A 19,253-nucleotide genomic window follows, 5' to 3' on the forward strand; every position below is an offset into this window, starting at 1 on the left:
CGCTGCGCTGATGAGCATCGGGGAGGTGCTGGCCCAGCTGCGTACCGAGTTCCCGGACACCACGATCTCCAAGCTCCGGTTCCTGGAGGCGGAGGGGCTGGTGGACCCGCAGCGCACCGCCTCCGGATACCGGAAGTACTCGTGGAACGACGTGGCGCGGCTGCGCTTCGTCCTGACCGCGCAGCGGGACCAGTACCTCCCGCTGCGCGTCATCCGCGAGCAGCTCGAGGCGCAGGAACGCGGTGACGACCCGCTGGAGCACCGGCGGCCGTCGCTGGTCGCGGTGGGCTCGGCGGCCGAGGTGCCGGCGGACGCCGCCGACACCCGGGTGTCCCGGGCCGACCTGGTGGAGCGCACCGGCATCGCCGAGCAGATGCTCACCGAGCTGGAGCAGATCGGCCTGGTGGCCTCGCGGCCGCCGGGCTGGTACGACGGCGACGCCGTGGTGATCGTCGAGGCCGTGGTCGGCCTGGTCCGGCACGGCCTGGAGCTGCGGCACCTGCGCGCGTTCCGGACCGGCGCGGACCGCGAGGTCGGGCTGTTCGCGCAGCTGCTGACGCCGCTGATGCGCCAGCACGACCCGGCGGCGCGGGCCCGGGCCGCGGAGACGGCACGCGAGCTGCAGGCGCTCTCGCAGCGGCTGCACGCGGCGCTGGTACGGGCGGGACTGCGGGACACCCTCGGCCGCTGAGGCGTGGGGTCATCCCCCTCAGGACACGGGCATCGTGTCGCGCCCGGTACCGAGCGTCCGTGTACCGTGCAGGATAGGCGGGAAACAGCCTGATGGTCGCGTTGCCCTCCGGGGCGGCGATGGCCGTACGGGGCGGCTAAGACATGCGACACGGAGGCGTGCGGTGCGCGAGCTGAGCGTGGTCGGGGTTCGGGTGGAGCTGCCCAGTAACCAGCCGATCGTCCTGCTCAGGGAGGTCGACGGCGATCGGTACCTGCCGATCTGGATCGGCGCGGTGGAGGCGACTGCCATCGCGTACGAGCAGCAGGGCGTGAAGCCCGCCCGGCCGTTGACCCATGATCTGTTACGGGACATCCTCGCGGCGCTCAAGGCGCCGCTGAAGGCCGTGGAGATCACCGAACTCAAGGAGAACGTGTTCTACGCGGATCTGCTGATCGGTGACGATCTGCGGGTCTCCGCCCGGCCGAGCGACTCGATCGCCCTGGCCCTGCGCGTGGGGGCGCCGATCCGCTGTGCCGATCAGGTGCTGACGGAGGCGGGCATCGTCATCCCCGACGAGCAGGAGGACGAGGTGGAGAAGTTCCGCGAGTTCCTCGACCAGGTGCGCCCGGAGGACTTCGCGGGCTGACCGCGCATCGACGATCACCGGAGGTCCGGTCGTCCGTACGCGGCGTGTCGCGGCATTACCTCCCTGTTTCGTGGCGCGCTGAGTTATACGCTCGTGAGGTCCAGGTGAAGCGGCACCGCGCAGCGGGGAGGTAGTCGCGTGCACGAGTCAGACTCTGTTGAGGGTCCGCTTGTCGGCGAGGACGGCGATACGGGTTATCGCGGAGTGACGGCTTGTCAGGCGGTCGGCATCAGTTACCGCCAGCTCGACTACTGGGCGCGGACGACGCTCGTGGTGCCCAGCATCCGGGACGCCTCCGGTTCCGGCACGCAGCGGCTCTACTCGTTCCGCGACCTGGTCGTGCTCAAGGTGGTCAAGCGCCTGCTGGACGCCGGCGTCTCCCTGCAGAACATCCGCAAGGCGATCGAGACGCTGCGCTCGCGCGGCGTCGACGACCTGGCGGGCATCACCTTGATCTCCGACGGCACCACGGTCTACGAGTGCCGCTCGCCGGAGGAGGTCGTTGATCTGCTCCAGGGCGGCCAGGGTGTCTTCGGCATCGCCATCGGCGGCGCCTTCAAGGAGATCCAGGGCTCGCTGTCGCACCTGCCCGCCGAGCCGGCCGCCGGCCCCCAGCCCGTGGGCACCGGCCTGCCGGAGCAGGCCGCCGCCGGTGACGAGCTCGCGGCCCGCCGCGCCCGTCGTCGCGCCGGCTGATCCCGCGGCCCACGTCGCCGACCGCCCGGGAATGCCACTGCACCAGCACATCTGACCGGATACCCAGAAATTCGCGCTGGGGAGTGTCAGGGTGGTGGTAATGCGGGTGCGGTCCGAGAGCCGCGCACCGACTTCATTGCGGCGAGCCGCCGTCCGGACCTCGACGTCGTCTATCGGGTCGCCCCGACACGGGCCGAGGGGACGGCGTGAACGCGATCATTCAATGGATCGATGGCGCAGTCGCCGCCGTGCCGCTCGGGGTCCTCGAGGTCTGGGGGAGGCTGGCGTACCTCGTCGGGATCGTGCTGGCGATCGTGGCGTTCGGCGGCTTCACCTTCCGGCCCGGCGGGCGCTGGAGGCTGGGAAGAGAACGGCAGGCCTGGGACGCGAAGGCCGTCCTCAGCATCCCGTTGACGTTCATCCCGATCGTCGTGTCCGGCTATCTCGGGTCCTTCGTCGTGCTCGTTCCCGAAGCGCAGACCTTCGAGTCGCTGAAGGATCTGACCGTCCTCGTCTGTGTCCTGCTGTTCGGATATCCCGCCCTTCTCACGGTGCCGTTCGCGTATGCGTTGTCCGACCTGATCGAAGGCGTGCCTCCCGGATTCGTGCTGGACTGGCTGCCGGGTTACTTCATCAACCCCGCGTGCTTCTGGATCGCCTATCTCCTGGTCGGCCGTGACCCCGACTTCCGCCGGCTCCGGACCTGGCGGCGGTACCTGCTGTTCATCGCGTCGTTCCTGGCCGTCGAGCCGATGCTGTGGGGCCACATCGCCGCGGGGAAGTTCACCTCCGCGGTCTCCTACCAGAGCGTCAGCTCCGCGCTGTTCTTCACCACGGGCGTCACCTGGATCCTGGCGCCGGCGGCGATGCTCGCCGCGTTGCCGGCCGCGCGGAGGTTCGGACTGTTCTGGGCGGAGATCCCCGGCCACGTCCGGGAACGGGCGCTGGGGCGCGGGGAGTGGGTCTGGGAAGCCGGTGCGGGCACCGGCACCGGCAATCCGGCAGCGACTGCCACGGGCGACGTCTGGCCCCTCCGGATGGTGCTCCTCACGCCGTTCATGACCCTTGTGCTGGTCATGGTGGGTGCGACCTCATACGTCACGCTCCGGAGCGCGGGGGAGGATTCGAACAAGCTCGCGTCCCGGTTGCAGGAGGAGATCTCGGCCACCATCCGGCTCCGCCTCGCCGGGCGTCCGGCGGGCACCGACGGCGACATCAGCGGTCTGCTGCGGAGCCTGCCGGTGGCGCGGGACGGCGTGGCGCTTGTCGTCGATCGCTCGGGGAACGTGATCGGCTCGTCGACGCGGCCCGGGGACCCGGTGGCGGCGAAGGCGGTCGCCGGGCTCGGCAGGGCGCTCTCGGATCCGGACCGTTTCCGCACGGGCTTTCAGTATCGCTTCGTGCATGTCGTTCCCCAGCCGCTGCATCGGGAGACCTGGCTGGCGCGTGCCACCGCGTATGAGGATTCGCGGACCGGTAGCGGCTGGCTGGTGCTCACGGTGATGCCGGAGTCGTACTACCGGGCCGGCGCGCAGGCGGGCAGCCGCCGCTCGGCCATGGGGTTCGCGCTGGCGCTGCTCCTGTCGCTCGCGTTGTCCGCGGTGCTGGCGGCCACGTTGACCGCGCGGCTGCAGAGACTCTCGACCGCCACGCGGTTGCTGGCGCTGGGAGATCTGCAGCAGCGGGTACCCGGCAGCCGCCTGGCGGAACTGGACAGTCTGGCCGGCTCCTTCAATGACATGGCCGAACGACTGCAGCGGTCCTTCGACGATCTCAACGACGAGGTGAAGCGGCGCCAGCATGCGGAGCGCGCCGTGCGGGAGTTGAACGACGGCCTCGAACACAAGGTCGCCGAACGTACCCTCGAGCTGCAGATCGCCACGGCACACGCGGAGTCGGCCGACCGGATCAAGTCGACCTTTCTCGCGCAGATGTCCCATGAGCTCCGGACTCCCCTGAACGCGATCATCGGCTTCGGGGCGATCCTCCACGACGGCCAGGTTGATCCCTCGTCACCGCAGGCGAAGGAATTCCTGGGCGACATCCTGGCGAGCGGGCACCACCTGCTGGAACTCGTCAACGACATCCTCGACCTGTCGAAGATCGAGGCCGGCGGGTGGGTGTTCCGGCCCGAGCGCATGGATGTCGGCGCGGTCGTCGGCGAGGTGTGCGGCATCGCGCGGGCGGGTGCCGCCGAGGAACGCGTCCGGGTCGAGGCGGAGGTCGAGCCCGGTCTCGACGCGACGCTGGATCCTGCCCGCTTCAAGCAGGTGCTCTTCAACTACGTGTCCAACGCCCTGAAGCACTCGGCGGAAGGGGGGCGCGTGGTGGTCCGGGTCCGCGCCGAGGGCCTGGATCGCCTCCGCCTGGAGGTGGAGGACACCGGCGTCGGGATCGCACCCGACGACATCGCGCGGCTGTTCACGGAGTTCGTCCAGCTGGACTCCGGCAACGATCACGCGCCCGGCGGCACCGGTCTCGGGCTTGCGCTCACCAAGCGGCTCGTCGAGGCGCAGGGTGGTGCGGTCGGGGTCACCAGCGAGCTCGGCAGGGGGAGCCTCTTTTACGCGGTCTTCCCGCGGCACAGCCCGATTGTCGGACAGGCGGAGCCCGGGCACTCCTACCGAGCTGCTTCGAACCGGAACTGAAGGGTGGGACCGATGCCAGGTGAGCCCCTGCTCGTGGTCGATGACCTTGCCGTCAACCTGAAGCTGCTGGACTTCGTGCTGGCCCGGAAGGGCTACGAGATCCGTACCGCGGCCGATGCCGAGGAGGCGCTCGTCGTGCTGCGGGACTGGCGGCCGCGGATGATCCTGCTCGACCTCAACATGCCGGGGATGGGCGGCCTGGAACTGGCGCGGCGGCTCAAGGCCGACCCGTCGACGCGGGAGATTCTGATCGTCGCGGTCACGGGGTCCGCGATGAAGGGCGACGATCAGACGGCCCTTGACGCCGGGTGCGACGCGTACGTCAGTAAGCCCATCGACGGGCGTACCCTGCCGGACTTCGTGGCGCGGCTGCTCGCGGAGAACGTCCCGCGGGGCGGGTGACCTGATTGCCGGAACGGCAAGAATGTTTGCCGGGCTCCGGCGGGCAGGCGCAGGCTGCGAGCATGACTGACGCGACCTACTGGGACACCCGCTACGCCGAGAGCACCGCGGTCTGGAGCGGCGACGCCAACGCCGCGCTCGTGCACGAGGTCGGCGACCTGACCCCGGGCACCGCCCTGGACCTGGGCTGCGGCGAGGGCGGCGACGCCATCTGGCTGGCCCGGCACGGCTGGACCGTCACCGCGACCGACATCTCCGCGGTCGCGCTGGACAAGGCCGCCGCGCACGCCGCCGAGGCCGGGGTCACCGTGGACTTCCAGCGCCACGACCTGGGCGCCTCGTTCCCGGCCGGCACCTACGACCTGGTGTCCGCCCAGTTCCTCTACCCGCGCGGCGACGTGCCCCGGGAGCAGATCCTGCTGGCGGCGGCCGCCGCGGTCGCCCCCGGCGGCATCCTGCTGATCGAGGGCCACCAGGACTTCGGGCCGTTCGCCGAGCAGCACCGCTCGCACGGCGACATCAGCTTCCCGGTGCCGGCCGAGGTGCTCGCCGGCCTGCGGCTCGCCGAGGGGGAGTGGGAGGTGCTGCGCTGCGAGACCCACGACCGGCTGCAGAACGGCCCGGACGGCGTGCCGGCGCACCGGACGGACAGCACGATCAAGGTGCGCCGCCTGCCGCGATGAGCGAATCCGGCCAGGCTACATTCACCGGGTGACCGATCCCTTCGCCGCCGCCGGCACGCTGCGGGACGCGTACCGGCGGGTCGACTGGGCGGCCACCTCGATCGGCCCGGCCGCGACCTGGAGCCCGGCGCTGCTCGCCGCCGTGGACCTGATGCTGCACACCCGGGCGCCGGTCACGCTGTTCTGGGGCCCGGACGACGTGCTGATCTACAACGAGGCGTACGCGCCGATGATCGGCGACAAGCACCCGGCCGCGCTGGGCGCCCCGGCCGGCCAGGTCTTCGCCGAGATCTGGGACACCATCGGCCCGATGCTCGCCACGGTGCACGCGGGCGACGGCGCCATCTGGGTCGAGGACCTGCGGCTGCTGATGAACCGCCGGGGTTTCCTGGAGGAGACCTTCTTCACGTTCTCCTACTCCGCGGTGCACCACGCCGACGGCAGCATCGCCGGGGCCATCGACATCGCCTCCGAGACCACCGCGCAGGTGCTCGGCCGGCGCCGGCTGGCCCTGCTCAGCCGGCTCAACGACCGGCTCACCGACGTCGCGGACGTCGACCAGCTGCTCGACCGGGCGCTGCCGGTGCTCCGCGCGGCCACCGACGACCTGCCGGGCGTCGACATCCTGCTGCCCGGCACGCAGGCGCCGACCGCGGCCTGGCCCGCGCCGCTGGACCGCGACGTGGCCGTCGAGTCCACCCCGGCCGGCCGGATCGCCCGGATCCGGCTGACCGGGGCGGAACCGAGCCGCGCCGACGCCGTGCTGGTCACCCGGATCAACCCGCACCTCGCCGTCGACGAGGAGTACCTGGGCTTCTTCCGGCTGATCGGCGCCGCGCTCGCGCAGGGCCTGCACCGGGCCCGCACCCGCCAGGCGGAGCGGCGCGCCACCGCCATGGAACGGGAGCTGGCCGAGGCCCTGCAGCGCAGCCTGCTGGCCGCGCCGGCCCAGCCGGAACACACCGAGGTGGCGGTGCGCTACCAGCCGGCCCACGAGGGCGCGCACATCGGCGGCGACTGGTACGACGCGTTCACCCTGCCCGACGGCCGGCTGACGGTCGTGGTCGGCGACGTGACCGGGCACGACCGGCGGGCCGCGGCGGCGATGAGCGAGATCCGCAGCCTGCTGCGGGGCATCTCGTACGCGCTGCTCAAGCCCCCGGCGCTGGTCCTGACCGGGCTCCAGGAGGCGTTGCAGGGCTTCGCCGTGGACGTCTTCGCCACCGTGGTGCTGGCCCAGATCGAGCGCGCGGAGCACGGCACCCGCCGGCTGCGCTGGTCCAACGCGGGCCACCCGCCGCCGGTGCTGATCGCCCCGGACGGCACGGTGCGGCTGCTGGAGACCCGGGCCGAGACGCTGCTGGGCACCCGGGGCCGGGTCGCCCGCACCGACCACACGGTCGAGCTCACGCCCGGCACCAGCGTGATCTTCTACACCGACGGGCTGGTGGAGCGGCGCGACGCGACGCTGGACGACGGGCTGGCGGAGCTGACCCGGGTGCTGGACGGCTGCGCGGCGATGACCGCCGAGGAGATCTGCGACCACCTGCTGGCGTGCTTCGCGGGGAGCACCGAGGACGACGTGGTGCTGGCCGTGGTCCGCGCCCGCGACTGAACCGCGCGCCGGTTCCCGGCGCCGTCCCGCGGCCGGGCCCGCCCGGCGTGCGCGCGGCGCCCTTCGCCCGGCGCGTGATCAGCCGCCGGTGAGGAGGCGGAGGAGCAGCGCCAGCGGGGGCCAGCCGGCCCGGCCGCGCCGGGTCACCGCGTAGCACCGCAGCCGGACCTCGGCCGCGGTCATCGCCAGCAGCCGGACCCCGGGCAGGGTGGTCTCGTCCATCGGCAGCAGCCCCACCCCCAGCCCCGCGACGATCATGTCCTGCACCAGGTCGAGGCTGTCCGCCCGGTGCACGATCCGCGGGGTGAACCCCTCCAGCGACGCGACCGCGCGGACCACGTCCTCATCGGCGGTGTTGCGGGAGTTGACGATCCAGTCGTCGTCGGCGTACCCGGCGAAGGTGACCGCCGGGGCGTCGCTGGGCACCCCCAGGCCCCACGGCACCTCCCAGAGCGGCACCGTCTCCAGCGCCGGGTCGAACGCCGCCGGGGCCAGGTTGTAGTCGTAGGTCAGGGCCAGGTCCATGGCGTCCATGGCGAGCAGCTCGAACGCCTCGAACGGCTCGTGCTCGTGGATCAGCAGCCGCACCCGGGGCGTGGTCGCGGCCAGCGTGGCCGCGATCGGCAGCAACGACCGGCGTACCGCCGTGGCGAAGCCCGCCACCCGCAGCGCCCCGGCGGGTTCGGCGTCGGGGTCCAGGTCCAGCCGGGCCGCCTCGACCGCGGCCAGGATGGTCAGCCCGTGCCGGGCCAGGCGCTGCCCGGCCGGGGTGAGCCGGACCCGCCGGCCGTCCGGCTCGACCAGGGTGGCGCCGGCCTCCCGGGCCAGCACGGCGAGCTGCTGCGAGACCGTCGAGGTGGTGATGTGCAACTCGTCCGCGACGGCGCGCATCGAGCCGAGCCGGGACAGTTCCACGAGCAGCCGCAGGCGGCGCGTCTCCATCGCGCCATTGTCCGGCAAACCCGAACGGTGTGTCCATCATCGGCACGTGGACGTTAACGGTTTCCCCGGCTGTACTGGGGCGATGCGTTCACAAGCACGGACCGGCACGACGATGGCGCTCGCGTCGATGGTCCTCGTCCAGCTGGGCCTCGCGGCCTCCGTCGGCCTGCTCGACCGGATCGGCCCCGAGGGCGCGGCCTGGCTGCGGCTGTCCTGGGCCGGCGTGATCCTGCTGGTGCTGGTCCGGCCGCGGCGGAGCTCGTTCACCCGGGCGAGCCTGCTGACCACGGTCGCGCTGGGCGTGGTCACCGCCGGCATCACCATCCTGTTCATGGCGGCGGTGGCCCGGCTGCCGCTCGGCACGGCCAGCGCGCTGGAGTTCCTCGGCCCGCTCGGCGTGGCCGTCGTCCGCGGCCGGCAGGGCACCAAGGTGTGGCCGGCCCTGGCGGCGGTCGGCGTGCTGCTGCTGACCGAGCCCTGGCAGGGCACCGTCGACCTGGTCGGCGTCGGCTACGCGCTGGCCGCGGCGGTCTGCTGGGCGGCGTACATCCTGCTCACCCAGCGGGTCGGCGACGGCGTGCCGGGCCTGCAGGGCCTGGCCGTGTCGATGCCGGTCGCGGCGCTGGTGGCGAGCCTGGTCGCGGGCCCGGCGGTGTTCGGCGCGCTGAGCTGGGAGCTGCTGGCGATCGGCCTGGGCCTGGCCCTGGTGCTGCCGGTGGTGCCGTTCGCCCTGGAGATGCTGGCGCTGCGCCGGCTGACCACGGCGGCGTTCGGCACGCTGATGAGCCTGGAGCCGGCCTTCGCGGTGGTGATCGGCCTGCTGCTGCTGGGCCAGGTGCCGGGCTGGGCTCCGCTGGCCGGCATCGCGTTCGTGGTGGCGGCCGGCATCGGCGCCGAGCGCACCGGCGCCCGCGCGCCCGCGGAGGCGGACCGCCGCGAGGCTCCCGTGCCTGCCACGGTGTGAACCGGGCCCGTTCCGGCGACCGGACGGCATGGACGCCCGCCGCGGGTCGGCCGGACTCGCACCGTTCGCGGTCCATGTCGCCCGCCACCCGCACCCCTGAGCACGGCCGGCGGCCGGGGTCTACGCCGCGGTGCCGCCACCCGGCCCGGTCCGGGGGCCGGCGTCGAGGGTGAGGGTCAGCGTGCTCTCGTACGCCACGCTGCGGACGGCCTCGGGGACCACCTCCGGCGGTTCCTCGTCACCGGTCCAGACCTTGACCGCGACGTGGGCGTACCCGTCCTGGTGGGCGGGCGCGGCGCGGAAGCTCACCGCCTGCCCGGGCGACAGGGCCCGGTAACCGGGCTCGGCGATCGCCGAGAAGTGCACCCAGCAGCCGCCCGGCGTTTCCGCCGCGTCGATGACGCCCCAGCCCTCGTCGGCGTGGTACTCCCGGACCGTCCCGTGCAGTGTCATCGGTCCACTGTGCCAGCCGGTCAGGTCAGATGGGGGTCACGCCGCCGTGGCGGTGGGGCGGGCGGGTGACGGGTCCAGGGTGCGTTCCACGGTGATCGCGTGCCACAGGCAGAACATCGCCACCGTCCAGACCTTGCGGGAGTTGTCCGCCACGCCGGCCCGGTGGTCGGCCAGCAGGCGCTGGGCGTAGCCGAGGTCGAGCAGGTGCCCGGTCTGCGAGCGGGCCATCAGCTCGGCCACCCAGTCGCCGATCGCGCCCTTGAGCCAGATCCGGGTCGGGGTGGGGAAGCCCAGCTTGCGGCGGTCGCGGACGGATTCCGGGACGATCCCGCGCATCGCCTCGCGCAGGGCGTGCTTGGTGGTGCGGCTGCCCGGGGGGAGCTTCAGCGCGGTCGGCAGGCCCGCCGCGGCGGCGTACACGGCCTGGTCCAGGAACGGCACGCGCAGCTCCAGCGAGTGGGCCATGGACATCCGGTCGGCCTTGGTCAGGATGTCGCCGGGCAGCCAGGTGTGCAGGTCCACGTACTGCATCGAGGCGACGTCGTCCACGTCGGCGGTCTCGGCGTACAGGGAACCGGTGATGACGGTGTGCGGGTCGGCCGTGAAGCGCATCAGCTCCGCCTTCTCGGCCGGGGAGAAGATCCGGGCGTTGCCGTAGTAGCGCTCCTCGATCGGCGTGGTGCCCCGTTCCAGGAAGCTGTGGCCCTTCACTCCCTCCGGGATGACCTTGGAGAGGTTGCGCAGGCCGCGCTTCATCCCGGCGGGCAGCCGCTCGATGCCGGCCAGCGACATCGGCTCGCGGTAGATCGTGTAGCCGCCGAACAGCTCGTCCGAGCCCTCGCCGCTGAGCACCACGGTGACGTGCCGGGCCGCGGTGCCGGCCAGGAAGTACAGCGGCACCAGCGAGGGGTCCGCGACCGGGTCGTCCAGCAGCTGCACGATCCGGGGCAGCTCGCGGATCACGTCGTCCTCGGTGACCACCGTCGGGGTCAGCCGCACGCCGAGCTGGTCCGCGGTGTCCTGGGCGATCTCGATCTCGGAGTAGCCCTCGTGCGCGAAGCCCGCGGTGAACGCGTGCAGGTCCGGCTTGACCTCGGCGGCCAGCGCCACGATCGCGGACGAGTCGACCCCGCTGGACAGGAACGCGCCCACCGGCACCTCGGCGTGCAGGTGCTTGCGGACGCTGTCGCGCAGGGCGTCGCGGATCGCGTGGATCGCCACGTCCGGCCGCACGTGCAGCGGGCGCAGCGACGGCCGGAAGTAGCGGTGCAGGCGCTGGCCGCCGCCGGGCGTCCAGGTCATCCGGTGCCCCGGCGGCAGCCGCCGGACGTGCCGGTGCAGGGTCATCGGGTCCGGCACGTACTGCAGGGTCAGGTAGTGGGCCAGCGCGTCGGTGTCCAGCGCCGCCCCCGAGTCGCCGCTGAACGGCAGCAGCGCCTTGCGCTCGCTCGCCAGGAACAGCCCGTCCGCGGTCTCCAGCAGGTACAGCGGCTTGATCCCGAACGGGTCCCGGGCCGCGTGCACCGTGCCGGTCCAGTGGTCGTACGCGACGAACGCGAACATCCCGCGCAGCCGGGGCAGCGCCGCCGCGCCCCAGTGGTGGAACGCCGCCGCCAGCACCTCGGTGTCGCCCCGGGTGGCGAACGTGGCCCCGTGCTCGCGGACCAGGTCGGCGCGCAGCTCCCGGTAGTTGTAGATCTCGCCGTTGAACACCACCGTCCAGCGGCCTGCCTGCGGACCCTCGCACGGGTAGTGGGCCGGCTGGCGGCTCTCCGCCACGTCGACGATGGCCAGCCGCTGGAAGCCGAAGGCCAGGCCGTCGCCGTACTCGACCTGGGTGTCGTCCGGGCCGCGGTGGTGCATGGTGGCCAGCGCCGCCTCGAAGGCGGCGGCCGACGCGGGGTCGGGGACACCGGCGTTCGCCCGGCTGCTCACGAACACGCTCAGACCACACATGGCAGGACTCCCTCAGGTAACGAGCGGGTCTGCACCGTAGGGAGCGCGCTATGAAGAACTTGTGAGGAAGCGGCCGAGATCCGGCACGGCACCGGAACCGGTCCGGATCTTCATCGGAATCTGACATTTCTCGACCCGGTTGACCGGCTGGGTCAGAATCTCGGGCGTGACCGCCAGGATCCTGATCGCCGACGACGACCCCAAGCATGCCCAGCTCATCCGCCTCTACCTGGAGCGCGAGGGCCACCAGGTGCTCACCGTCGGTGACGGGCGGGCGGCGCTGGAGCAGGCCCGCGCCCGCCGGCCGGACCTGGTGGTGCTGGACATCATGATGCCGCTGGTGGACGGCCTCGACGTCTGCCGCATCCTGCGGGCCGAGTCGTCGTCGGTGGCGATCCTGCTGGTCACCGCCCGCGCGACCGAGAACGACATGCTGCTGGGCCTGGACATCGGGGCCGACGACTACCTGGCCAAGCCGGTCAGCCCGCGGGAGCTCACCGCGCGGGTCCGGGCCCTGCTGCGCCGCACCGGGACCGCCGGCGCCCAGGCCGCCACCCTGCGGGTCGGCGACCTCGAGGTGGACGCGGGGCGCTTCGAGGTGCGGGTCGGCGGCGCGCCGGTCAACCTCACGGCCAAGGAGTTCGGCATCGTCGAGCTGCTGGCGCGCGAGCCGGGCCGGGTCTTCACCCGGGGCCAGATCATCGACAAGACGTTCGGCTTCGAGCAGGAGGTCTCCGAGCGGACGGTGGACGCCCACGTGGTCAACCTGCGCCGCAAGATCGAGACCGATCCGGCCGAGCCCCGGTACGTGCAGACGGTCTACGGCCGCGGCTACCGGATGGCCGAGCAGTGAGCTTCCGGCTGCGGATCTTCCTGCTGGTCATGGTGGTGGCGGTGACCGCGATCGGGGCGACCGCCTGGCTGACCCTGAGCCTGACCTCCCGGGAGATCAACGAGTCGCAGGCCGCCGCCGACCGGCACCGCTACGAGATCGCCGACGAGATCTCCCGCTTCGGCCGGCTGCACGGCCGGTGGCCCGGGGTGGACGTGCTGGTCGCGGACCTGTCGCAGCGGACCGGCCTGCACATCCGGCTGGCCGCCCTGGACCAGACGGTGCTGGCGGACAGCGACAACCTGGCCGGGCGCCCGGTCGGCCAGGTGCGCCCCGGCCCGATGCTGATCGATCCGCGGCCGGACACCGGCGACTGGGTCGGCCGGCCCGTCGACGCGACGCCGAACATCCTGGCGGCGAAGGGGATCCCGGCGGCCGCGCTGCTGCCGGCGAACCTGTTCGCGCCGGTGCCGGAGGACCGCCTGCAGGCCACCCGGGCGGCGCAGATGCTGCTCCAGCTCGCCCAGTACCGGGCCGCGCTGGTCACCGTGCGCTGCATCGCCGACGAGGTGCCCGGCGCCACGCCCGCGCTGCAGACCGACGAGGTGCCGTACCTGACCGCCGCCCAGCGGCGGGAGCACCCGGCCTGCGTGCGGCGGGCGGCGTCGGTGGTGCGGGCCAACACCAAGCGCCTGGAGCTCGACCTGGTGACGTACCGGCAGTGCAGCGAGCCGGGCCTGCCGAAGGCGGACACCGAATGCGCCGCGACCGCCTTCGCCGACCGGGCCGGCGTGGACGCGGCCGTGCCGCTGCAGCTCTACCTCGGCGTGACCGCCGACGCCGACGTGGGCCGGCTCGGCCGGCCCGCGATCCTCGGGGTGGCCGGCCTGATCCTGGTGACGCTGATCGGTACGGCGTGGATCGCGCGAGTGGTCAGCCGGCCGGTGCGCCGGCTCACCGACGCCTCCCGCCAGCTGGCCGCCGGCCGGCTGGACGTGCGGGTGCCCGCCGCCGGCCGCGGCGAGCTGGCCCGGCTCTCGGCGAGCTTCAACTCCATGGCCGAGGCGGTGCAGCACAGCGAGGAACGCCAGCGCCGGCTGGTCGCCGACGTGGCGCACGAGATGCGGACGCCGCTGTCGAACCTGCGCGGCTACCTCGAAGGGCTCTCCGACGGGGTGGTCGAGCCCAGCCGCGAGCTGTTCGCCTCGCTGCACGAGGAGACCATGCTGCAGCGGCGCATCCTGGACGACCTGCAGGTGCTGGCCCTGGCCGAGGCCGGCGACCTGCGCTACAACCGGGCGCCGGCCGACCTCGCGGACCTGGTCGGCGCGGGCGCCATCGTGCACCGGGCGGTCGCGGCGGAGGCCGGCATCGCGCTGACCGTGGACGTGCCGGCGCCGGTCTGGGTCGAGGCCGACCCGGACCGGCTGCGCCAGGTGCTGGGCAACCTGCTGACCAACGCCCTCCGCTACACCGACGCGGGCGGCCACGTGCTGGTCCGGGTCCGCGAGGTGGACGGCGCGGCCGTGCTCACCGTCCGGGACACCGGGGTCGGGATGAGCCCGGCCGACCTGGCCCGGGTCTTCGACCGCTTCTGGCGCGCCGACCCGGCCCGGCAGCGCGCCACCGGCGGCACCGGGCTGGGCCTGACCATCGCCCAGCGGATCGTCCGCGACCACCAGGGCCGGATCACCGTCACCAGCGAGCCGGGCGACGGCACGACCTTCTCGGTGCACCTGCCGCTGTCCGCGCGGGCCACCGTCAGTGCGGTCCCACCGCCGTGATCCGGATCGCCGCCGCGCCGAGCTCGTCGCTGGCCGCGAGATCCACCTCGGCCTCGATGCCCCAGTCGTGGTCGCCCTCGGGGTCCTCGAAGACCTGCCGCACCTTCCACATGGTCGGCGTGATCTCGATGTGCAGCAGCGCCGGCCCGCGTGCCGACGGCCCGGTGCCGACCAGCGGGTACTCGGCGTAGTAGTCCTCCAGCGCCTCGATCCACTCGTCGGTGCCCCAGCCGGACTCGGCGTCCAGCTCGCCCAGGTCCTCGGCGCGGCGCAGGGCGAACAGCTCCACCCGGCGGAACATCGCGTTGCGGACCAGCACCCGGAACGCGCGCACGTTGCGGGTGACCGCCGGCGGCTTGTCGTCCAGCGGGGACACCTCGACGATCTCGGCGCCCGGGTTGCGCAGCCGCTCCCACTCGTCGAGCAGGCTGGAGTCGACCTGGCGGACCAGCTCGCCCAGCCACTCGATCAGGTCGGTGAGCTCCTCGGTGCGGGCGTCCTCGGGCACGGTCTGGCGCAGCGCCCGGAAGGCGTCGGCCAGGTAGCGCAGGACCAGGCCCTCGGAGCGGGACAGCCCGTAGAACGAGACGTACTCGGTGAAGGTCATCGCGCGCTCGTACATGTCGCGGACCACGGCCTTGGGCTTGATCTCGTGGTCGGCCACCCACGGGTGCCCGCCGCGGTAGGTCTCGTACGCGCCCTCCAGCAGCGGCAGCAGCGGCTTGGGGTAGGTGACCTCCTCGAGCAGCTCCATCCGCTGGTCGTACTCGATGCCCTCGGCCTTCATCGCGTTGACCGCCTCGCCCTTGGCCTTGAACAGCTGGGCGGACAGCACCTGGCGCGGGTCCTCCAGGGTCGCCTCGATCACCGAGACCACGTCGAGCGGGTATTCCGGCGACTCCCGGTCGAGCAGCTCCAGGCAGGCCAGCGCGAACGGTGACAGCGCCTGGTTGAGCGCGAAGTCGATCTGCAGGTCCTCGGTGAGCCGGTAGCGGATGCCGTCGCCGGTCTCGTGCCGCTCGATCACGCCGCCGGCCAGCAGCGCCCGGGCGATGGCGAGCGCCCGGCGGATGTGCCGGCGCTGCGCGGCCGGCTCCTCGTGGTTGTCGGTCAGCAGGTGCCGCATCGCGGTGAACGGGTCGCCGCCGCGGACCAGCACGTTGAGCAGCATCGCATGGGACACCTGGAACGACGAGGTCAGCGGCTCCGGGTCGGCGCCGACCAGCCGGTCGAAGGTGGGCTGGCCCCAGCCGATGGTGCCCTCCTGCGGCTTCTTGCGGACCACCTTGCGGCGCTTCTTCGGGTCGTCGCCGGCCTTGGCCAGCATCCGCTCGTTGTCGATCACGTGCTCGGGGGCCTGCACGATGACCGTGCCGAGGGTGTCGAAGCCGGCCCGCCCGGCCCGGCCGGCGATCTGGTGGAACTCGCGGGCCTTCAGCAGCCGGGTGCGGACCCCGTCGTACTTGCTCAGCCCGGTGAACAGCACGGTGCGGATCGGCACGTTGATGCCCACGCCGAGGGTGTCCGTACCGCAGATGACCTTGAGCAGGCCCGCCTGCGCGAGCGTCTCCACCAGCCGGCGGTACTTCGGCAGCATGCCGGCGTGGTGCACGCCGATGCCGTGCCGGACCAGCCGGCTCAGCGTCCGGCCGAAGCCGGCGGTGAACCGGAAGCTGCCGATGGCCGCGGCGATGGCGTCCTTCTCGGCGCGGCTGCACATGTTGATGCTCATCAGCGACTGGGCACGTTCCAGGGCGGCGGCCTGGGTGAAGTGCACGATGTAGACCGGCGCCTGGTGGGTGGTGAGCAGCTCCTCGATGGTCTCGTGCAGCGGCGTCATCGCGTACTGGAAGATCAGCGGGACCGGCCGCTCGGTGTTGCTGATCACGGCCGTGTCCCGGCCGGTGCGCCGGCTGAGGTCGTCGACGAAGCGGGTGGTGTCGCCGAGGGTCGCCGACATGAGGATGAACTGCGCCTGGGGCAGCTCGATCAGCGGCACCTGCCAGGCCCAGCCGCGGTCCGGCTCGGCGTAGAAGTGGAACTCGTCCATCACGACCTGGCCGACGTCGGCGTCGGCGCCCTCGCGCAGCGCCAGGTTGGCCAGGATCTCCGCGGTGCAGCAGATGATCGGCGCGTCCGCGTTGACGCTGGCGTCGCCGGTGAGCATGCCGACGTTCTCGGCGCCGAAGACCTTGCAGAGGGCGAAGAACTTCTCGCTGACCAGCGCCTTGATCGGCGCGGTGTAGAAGGTGGTGCGCTTGTCGGCCAGCGCGGCGAAGTGCGCGCCGGTGGCCACCAGGCTCTTGCCCGAGCCGGTCGGGGTGTTCAGGATGACGTTCGCCCCGGTGGCGATCTCGATGAGCGCCTCCTCCTGATGCGAGTACAGCGTCAGGCCCTGCTCGGACACCCAGGTCTGGAAGGCGTCGAAGACGGCGTCGGGTGCGGCGGTGCCGGGCAGGCGTTCGGTCAGCGTCATGATGCGCCCCAGCCTATCCGCCGCGTTTGCCCAGCACCGTGGCCGGGCGCGCGGAGCGCCCGGCCACGGAAGGGACCCTGCTGTGGAGTTGCTGATGACCTGCTAGGCGCCGAACGCCGAGTAGATCGGGCCGGCGACGCTGCCCGCGAGGCCGATGACGGTCGCGACGACGGCGATGGTGGAACCGATACGGACGCGCATGGCGGGAGCTCCTCTGCTGCGGTGGTGGCCTCGCAGACAAGAGAATTCGCCGCCCAAGGTGCAGGACGGGACACCGACGGTTGCCGGCAGGTTGCAGAATGTATCGACTACATTCAATGCCTTGGAGGTACCGTGAGAACCCTCGCCGTCGTCGCCGCCCTGCTGCTCACCGCCGGCAGCGCCCAGGCACAAGCCCCGTCCGAGCCCGCACCCTGCGCCGGGCAGGTGCAGGTCAACCCGAGCTTCGAGGCCGGCCCGGCCGGCTGGACCGCCGGCCCCCGGATGGTCGTGCTGGCCGGGCCCGACCGGCCCGCGCACACCGGCCGGGCGTACGCGACCTTCGCCGGCCTCGACGTCACCCGGACCGACGTGCTGCGCGCCACCGTCACGATCCCGGCCGGCTGCGGGCTGGACGTACGCTTCTTCGGCCGGGCGAGCTCCACCGAGACCAGCCGCGGCGACTACCTCAACATGGGCCTGGCGGTGACCGGGATCCCGCCGAAGACCCGCTACTCGTTCGCCTTCGACATGGCGCGCGAGTGGCAGCAGTACGGCGCCGTCACCGCGCCGGCCGCCACCGAGCGCACCGCGACGATCGCCTTCGTGGCCAGCGAGACCGCGGGCGGCGGGGTGACCACCTTCGACGTGGACGACGTGACCGCGACGCTTCAGCCGGCGGCGGGCACCGCGGCGAACATGTAGCAGCCGTAGACCACGTTGCGGCTGTGCACCAGCACGACACCGGGCTCGGCCAGCACGGCGCGCAGCGCACCGACCGGGTCGCTGCCGTCATGCTGGCGGCTGGCCGGGTGGATCCAGCCCCGGCTGTCGTACGCGCGGAGCACCTGCGGGCGGCCGTACCAGTCGGCGGGGTAGTCCGGCCCGTCGGGCCGGCCGCCGCAGGGCTCGGCGTGCGCGAAGACCGGGCCGACCTCGCGGTAGGGGCTGGGCGGCAGCGGGGGCTCGTAGGTGAACAGCAGCAGGCGCTCATCCGGGCGGGCCCCCCGCAGGCAGCAGCGGAGCAGCTCACCGCCTTCGGCCACCCAACGCTCGGCGGTGCCGGCCGCGCGGACCTCGTCGAGCGCGGACGGCGGCAGGGCGACGATCGTGAATGTCATACCGTCATCGTGCCGCCGCACCCACCCCGGGTCTGGCGGGATTCGGACGCCGCATCGGCGACCCTCAGGACGATCTCCAGCAGCGGTGCCTCGGCGTGCCGGCTCACGCCCGATAGGCCGGATACGTGGTCGTGGCGAACCTCAGCGGGGCCAGGAGGCCAGGCGTTCGCGGAGGGCGCGCACCTGCTCCGGGCTCAGCCCGTACACCGCGAAGCGCGCGTCGTCCAGCCGGTCGAGGTAGCGGCCCGCGTCGGCCACCTCGTCGTCGTCCAGGCCGGGTTCCAGCGCCCGGGCCAGCTCCAGCACCCGCTGGAGCGGGTACCGCTCCAGCGCCGCCGCCACGTCGATGTAGTCGCGGACCTCGCGGCGGTTGACCAGCGCCGCCACCTTCGAGGCGACCAGGTCGTCCAGGTGCATGACCGGGCCGACGTCCATCACCACCGGGGCCCGGCGGCGGTCCAGGCGGGTCAGGGTCAGCCGCAGCGCCCGGGCGCCGTCGGCCACGTGGTACTCGCGCAGGTCCTCGTCCATGCCCGCGAACAGCTCGTCGGCCACCTCGCGGAACACCTGGTAGCCGGCCGTGGTCAGCGCCGCGGTGACCTGGCCGGCGGCCGCGCCGACCGCGCCGGCGGTGTCGGTGAACAGGTCGATGTCCTCGGTGGGGCGCTGCACCAGGCCGTTGACCAGCCAGGCCACGCCGCCGCCGAGCACGAAGCCGTGCTTCTCGCCGACGGTCAGGGCGATGGTGGCGACGTCGCGATAGAAGTCGTCGATGTTCCCGCTCACGCCGCGACGCTAGCCGACCGGGGAGCTCAGACCGCGGCGACGCGGCGCAGCGGGGCGTGCCGGGCCTCCCAGGCCGCGCGGACGCCGCGGGGGAGGTTCAGCTCCGGCCAGACCCGCACCAGCGTCGGGCCGTGCAGATAGCTGCGCAGCTCATCCACGCGGACGGCCTCGCGGAGCACGTTCTCGTACATCCACAGCAGCATGGTGGGCTCGTCCAGGTCGAACGCGCGGACCGGGTTCCACCACAGCCGCAGCGGCAGCTCGACCAGGCCGTGGGCCGGGCCGGTCAGCTCGCCGAGGGTCCCCGCCACGAGCACCGGCCGGTGCGGGCGGGCCAGGTGGACCGCTGCGGCGTCGAGCGTGCGGGTGGGCATGGGA

18 protein-coding genes are annotated in these 19,253 nt (G+C 72.8%); 11 read left to right on the forward strand and 7 right to left on the reverse strand.

Annotated elements, in window-relative coordinates:
* Nucleotides 1-10: 10 nt before the first annotated feature.
* From ACIBQZ_RS29390 to ACIBQZ_RS29420, 7 genes are all read left to right on the forward strand, one after another.
* Nucleotides 11-691 carry a MerR family transcriptional regulator gene (locus tag ACIBQZ_RS29390; protein ID WP_396092048.1) on the forward strand — a complete coding sequence of 227 codons (681 nt, stop codon included), beginning with the start codon at nt 11-13 and terminating at the stop codon, nt 689-691.
* Between the two features lie 163 nt (nt 692-854).
* Nucleotides 855-1,319: a bifunctional nuclease family protein gene (locus ACIBQZ_RS29395; protein ID WP_396092049.1), complete on the forward strand. Its 465-nt coding sequence runs from the start codon at nt 855-857 to the stop codon at nt 1,317-1,319.
* Nucleotides 1,320-1,457: 138 nt separating this feature from the next.
* On the forward strand, nt 1,458-2,015 hold the full coding sequence (locus tag ACIBQZ_RS29400) for a MerR family transcriptional regulator (RefSeq protein WP_396092050.1): 558 nt from the start codon (nt 1,458-1,460) through the stop codon (nt 2,013-2,015).
* A 206-nt stretch (nt 2,016-2,221) separates the two neighbouring features.
* Nucleotides 2,222-4,663 carry a sensor histidine kinase gene (locus tag ACIBQZ_RS29405; protein WP_396092051.1) on the forward strand — a complete coding sequence of 814 codons (2,442 nt, stop codon included), beginning with the start codon at nt 2,222-2,224 and terminating at the stop codon, nt 4,661-4,663.
* A gap of 12 nt (nt 4,664-4,675) precedes the next feature.
* A complete protein-coding gene (locus ACIBQZ_RS29410; protein ID WP_396092052.1) occupies nt 4,676-5,065 on the forward strand; it encodes a response regulator in 390 nt (129 codons plus the stop codon).
* A 62-nt stretch (nt 5,066-5,127) separates the two neighbouring features.
* Nucleotides 5,128-5,748, forward strand: a complete 621-nt coding sequence (locus ACIBQZ_RS29415; protein ID WP_396092053.1) for a class I SAM-dependent methyltransferase — start codon at nt 5,128-5,130, stop codon at nt 5,746-5,748.
* A 28-nt stretch (nt 5,749-5,776) separates the two neighbouring features.
* Nucleotides 5,777-7,363, forward strand: coding sequence for a PP2C family protein-serine/threonine phosphatase (locus ACIBQZ_RS29420; protein WP_396092054.1), 1,587 nt, complete (start codon nt 5,777-5,779; stop codon nt 7,361-7,363).
* Nucleotides 7,364-7,441: 78 nt separating this feature from the next.
* Here the strand turns inward: ACIBQZ_RS29420 and ACIBQZ_RS29425 are convergent, their stop codons facing one another.
* Nucleotides 7,442-8,305, reverse strand: coding sequence for a LysR family transcriptional regulator (locus tag ACIBQZ_RS29425; RefSeq protein WP_396092055.1), 864 nt, complete (start codon nt 8,303-8,305; stop codon nt 7,442-7,444).
* A gap of 82 nt (nt 8,306-8,387) precedes the next feature.
* Here ACIBQZ_RS29425 and ACIBQZ_RS29430 point away from each other — a divergent pair, with 82 nt between their 5' ends.
* Complete coding sequence (locus tag ACIBQZ_RS29430; protein ID WP_396092056.1) at nt 8,388-9,269, forward strand: EamA family transporter; 882 nt, start codon at nt 8,388-8,390, stop codon at nt 9,267-9,269.
* Between the two features lie 120 nt (nt 9,270-9,389).
* On the opposite strand, the gene ACIBQZ_RS29435 is transcribed toward ACIBQZ_RS29430, so the two are convergent.
* Nucleotides 9,390-9,722: a cold-shock protein gene (locus tag ACIBQZ_RS29435; protein WP_396092057.1), complete on the reverse strand. Its 333-nt coding sequence runs from the start codon at nt 9,720-9,722 to the stop codon at nt 9,390-9,392.
* Nucleotides 9,723-9,758: 36 nt separating this feature from the next.
* Complete coding sequence (gene asnB / locus ACIBQZ_RS29440; protein ID WP_396092058.1) at nt 9,759-11,678, reverse strand: asparagine synthase (glutamine-hydrolyzing); 1,920 nt, start codon at nt 11,676-11,678, stop codon at nt 9,759-9,761.
* A 157-nt stretch (nt 11,679-11,835) separates the two neighbouring features.
* Here asnB and ACIBQZ_RS29445 point away from each other — a divergent pair, with 157 nt between their 5' ends.
* Both ACIBQZ_RS29445 and ACIBQZ_RS29450 read left to right on the forward strand, forming a co-directional pair.
* Entirely contained in the window at nt 11,836-12,531 is a 696-nt protein-coding gene (locus tag ACIBQZ_RS29445; protein WP_396092164.1) for a response regulator transcription factor, read from the forward strand.
* The gene (locus tag ACIBQZ_RS29450; protein WP_396092059.1) at nt 12,528-14,294 is read left to right on the forward strand and encodes a sensor histidine kinase; all 1,767 of its coding nucleotides are present in this window, start codon (nt 12,528-12,530) and stop codon (nt 14,292-14,294) included. The genes ACIBQZ_RS29445 and ACIBQZ_RS29450 overlap by 4 nt, the downstream gene beginning before the upstream one ends.
* On the opposite strand, the gene ACIBQZ_RS29455 is transcribed toward ACIBQZ_RS29450, so the two are convergent.
* A complete protein-coding gene (locus ACIBQZ_RS29455) occupies nt 14,272-16,770 on the reverse strand; it encodes a DEAD/DEAH box helicase (RefSeq protein WP_396092060.1) in 2,499 nt (832 codons plus the stop codon). The two genes, ACIBQZ_RS29450 and ACIBQZ_RS29455, sit on opposite strands and share 23 nt — an antisense overlap.
* 333 nt (nt 16,771-17,103) lie before the next feature.
* On the opposite strand from ACIBQZ_RS29455, the gene ACIBQZ_RS29460 reads away from it, so the two are divergent.
* Nucleotides 17,104-17,673, forward strand: coding sequence for a hypothetical protein (locus ACIBQZ_RS29460; RefSeq protein WP_396092061.1), 570 nt, complete (start codon nt 17,104-17,106; stop codon nt 17,671-17,673).
* Here ACIBQZ_RS29460 and ACIBQZ_RS29465 read toward each other — a convergent pair.
* The 3 genes from ACIBQZ_RS29465 to ACIBQZ_RS29475 all read right to left on the reverse strand — a co-directional run bounded on the left by ACIBQZ_RS29465 (nt 17,640) and on the right by ACIBQZ_RS29475 (nt 19,249).
* Nucleotides 17,640-18,089, reverse strand: coding sequence for a DUF1203 domain-containing protein (locus ACIBQZ_RS29465; RefSeq protein ID WP_396092062.1), 450 nt, complete (start codon nt 18,087-18,089; stop codon nt 17,640-17,642). The two genes, ACIBQZ_RS29460 and ACIBQZ_RS29465, sit on opposite strands and share 34 nt — an antisense overlap.
* A gap of 141 nt (nt 18,090-18,230) precedes the next feature.
* Entirely contained in the window at nt 18,231-18,875 is a 645-nt protein-coding gene (locus ACIBQZ_RS29470; protein WP_396092063.1) for a nucleotidyl transferase AbiEii/AbiGii toxin family protein, read from the reverse strand.
* A gap of 26 nt (nt 18,876-18,901) precedes the next feature.
* On the reverse strand, nt 18,902-19,249 hold the full coding sequence (locus tag ACIBQZ_RS29475) for a hypothetical protein (protein WP_396092064.1): 348 nt from the start codon (nt 19,247-19,249) through the stop codon (nt 18,902-18,904).
* Between the last annotated feature and the right edge of the window lie 4 nt (nt 19,250-19,253).

The organism is Actinoplanes sp. NPDC049599, assembly GCF_044465625.1.
Taxonomy (GTDB): Bacteria; Actinomycetota; Actinomycetes; order Mycobacteriales; family Micromonosporaceae; genus Actinoplanes.

Coding starts and splice junctions, on each gene's coding strand:
- ACIBQZ_RS29390 (WP_396092048.1), top strand. CDS start 11: ATGAGCATCGGGGAGGTGCTGGCCCAGCTGCGTACCGAGTTCCCGGAC.
- ACIBQZ_RS29410 (WP_396092052.1), top strand. CDS start 4,676: ATGCCAGGTGAGCCCCTGCTCGTGGTCGATGACCTTGCCGTCAACCTG.
- ACIBQZ_RS29415 (WP_396092053.1), top strand. CDS start 5,128: ATGACTGACGCGACCTACTGGGACACCCGCTACGCCGAGAGCACCGCG.
- ACIBQZ_RS29425 (WP_396092055.1), bottom strand. CDS start 8,305: ATGGAGACGCGCCGCCTGCGGCTGCTCGTGGAACTGTCCCGGCTCGGC.
- ACIBQZ_RS29430 (WP_396092056.1), top strand. CDS start 8,388: ATGCGTTCACAAGCACGGACCGGCACGACGATGGCGCTCGCGTCGATG.
- ACIBQZ_RS29435 (WP_396092057.1), bottom strand. CDS start 9,722: ATGACACTGCACGGGACGGTCCGGGAGTACCACGCCGACGAGGGCTGG.
- asnB (WP_396092058.1), bottom strand. CDS start 11,678: ATGTGTGGTCTGAGCGTGTTCGTGAGCAGCCGGGCGAACGCCGGTGTC.
- ACIBQZ_RS29455 (WP_396092060.1), bottom strand. CDS start 16,770: ATGACGCTGACCGAACGCCTGCCCGGCACCGCCGCACCCGACGCCGTC.
- ACIBQZ_RS29465 (WP_396092062.1), bottom strand. CDS start 18,089: ATGACATTCACGATCGTCGCCCTGCCGCCGTCCGCGCTCGACGAGGTC.
- ACIBQZ_RS29475 (WP_396092064.1), bottom strand. CDS start 19,249: ATGCCCACCCGCACGCTCGACGCCGCAGCGGTCCACCTGGCCCGCCCG.